The sequence below is a fragment of the Neisseria sp. P0021.S006 genome, assembly GCF_051956895.1.
In genome coordinates, this window is the sequence record NZ_JBQCWZ010000190.1 from 1 (window position 1) to 2,026 (window position 2,026).

The 2,026-nt window shown below is 51.5% G+C and carries 2 protein-coding genes and 1 pseudogene; 2 read left to right on the forward strand and 1 reads right to left on the reverse strand.

Annotated elements, in window-relative coordinates:
* Both ACTHUM_RS12345 and ACTHUM_RS12350 read left to right on the forward strand, forming a co-directional pair.
* Window positions 1–344: pseudogene (locus ACTHUM_RS12345) on the forward strand (16S rRNA (cytidine(1402)-2'-O)-methyltransferase); the annotation flags it as partial.
* A gap of 219 nt (window positions 345–563) precedes the next feature.
* Window positions 564–1,184 carry a DUF1269 domain-containing protein gene (locus tag ACTHUM_RS12350; protein WP_440398697.1) on the forward strand — a complete coding sequence of 207 codons (621 nt, stop codon included), beginning with the start codon at window positions 564–566 and terminating at the stop codon, window positions 1,182–1,184.
* A 275-nt stretch (window positions 1,185–1,459) separates the two neighbouring features.
* Here the strand turns inward: ACTHUM_RS12350 and ACTHUM_RS12355 are convergent.
* A partial coding sequence (locus ACTHUM_RS12355) for an alpha/beta hydrolase (RefSeq protein WP_440402995.1) occupies window positions 1,460–2,026 on the reverse strand: 567 nt, incomplete at its 5' end.

Consider the following 2,026-nt stretch of genomic DNA (forward strand, 5'->3'; position numbering starts at 1 on the left):
GCCTTGCGGATATGGCCGCACAGTTTCCCGAACGCCGTTTGACTTTGGCGCGAGAAATTACCAAAACGTTTGAAACCTTCCTCAGCGGCACGGTTGCCGAAATCCAAGCCGCCCTTAAAAACGACAGCAATCAAACGCGTGGCGAGATGGTGCTGGTGTTGCACCCTGCGGTAAAAGAGAAACACAGCGATTTACCCGAGGCGGCACAAAATACCATGAAAATCCTTGCGGCCGAGTTGCCGACCAAACAAGCCGCCGAGCTTGCCGCCAAGATTACCGGCGAAAGCAAAAAAGCCTTGTACGATTTAGCGTTGGAGTGGAAACGGATTTCAGACGATGCTTGAGGTCTTGCAGGCTTATTTCTCTCAACCTGTGGTGTGAACGATGCGACGATTTCCTACAGGCAAAAGGCTGGGTATTGTTCGTTATCCGTTTGCCGGTTCTACAGGCTGTACATAGGTAAAGTTCTGTTTGCCGCATTGTTCCCCCCCCCCTTGTAATTTACAATGACACTGCATACAACTTGTATGTTCTTAAATCTTTCAATCTACGGGAGTGGACTTATGAAACAAAACATCATCGTTGCCTTATTCGACATCTCCAGCGAAGCTTATCAAGCCTTTTCTGAATTGAAAGCTTACTCGCAGATAACAGATGCTTTGGTGGCACAAGCCGTTTTGATTAAAAAGGAAAATGACCTGATTATCCCAGCAGAAAGCACCGACTTTACCGCCAATACGGCCGAAAGCGCATGGACGGGCGGCCTCATTGGTTCGCTGGTCGGCATCCTCGGCGGTCCTATCGGTGTTCTGTTGGGTGGAGCTACTGGCGCACTCATCGGCAGTGATGTAGGCACTGCCCAAACATTGGGAGAGGGGGCGTTGCTAGAAAATACAGCCAAAAAACTGGATAACGGCAGTACTGCGATCATTATTTTGGCGCAAGAATCCAACGAAGCTGTATTGGATGCTTTCTTCCACCGTTTCAAAACCGTTATTCTCCGACAAGATGTAGCCGTTGCCCAACAGGACGTATTGGCAGCAATAGAAGCGCAGGAAGAAGTGGCACGTCAGGCACACGAAGCTTGGAAAAAACAGCGCAAAGCCGAGCGCAAAGAGAAAGTGGAAGCCTTCAAGGCCGACATCAAACAAAAATTCGACAAATTGGCAGCCAAGTTGAAATAACACTGCCACCAACCCAAGGTATGTAACCGCTCAAATTTTCCGTTTCGGATGCATGCCAAACCGGTTTGAGGCTACCTGAAAATCTATTTTTCAGGTAGCCTCTCCCTTTTTCATGCCCCGAGACCTTTGCAAAGGTCTCAACCTATGTTATTGCAAAGGTCTATGTTATTGCAAAGGTCTCGGCCTTTTTATAATTGGATTTTAGATCGATCCAATAGGTTCAATACGCTTCTAAGTTTGCGTTTCAGACGGCCTCAATGTTTGGCAAACCTGCTTCAACGCTGCCATGCGCTGCGCAAATATTCGATGCAGTCGGTCAGGGCGTAAAACGGGGCGTTGCCGTGATTGGCGTTGGGGTAGAGGGTGAAGCGGACATCTGCGCCGAGATGGTGCAAAGTGCCGGCAAGGATTTTGGCTTGTGCAACCATGCCGCGGCTGGTTTGGTCGGGACGGTTGTTTCTGCCTTCATGTTCGCCTGCACCGAGGCGGATGCCGATTCCTTGCGGCAATGTGCCGGGCAGCCAATCGAGTACACGGCGGTCTTGCCACCAGATAGACGGCGACACCAGCAAATAATGGCGGAAGCGTTCGGGGCGGGTGAACAGGGAATAGAGGCCGTACAAGGCGCCGAAAGAATGGCCGAAGACGGCTTGGTTTTGGGTATCGATGCGGTATTTGCTGTCGAGCAGGGCGGAGAGTTCGTCGTCGATAAAGTGGCTGAAGCGGTCGGCTTGGCCGTATTGTTTGCGTTCGGATTCGGGCGCGTTGTCGGGCAGCGGCGGCGTGTAGTCGAGGGCGCGTTGGCTTAAGTCGCGGATGGTGCCGCCGGTGTAGCCGATGCC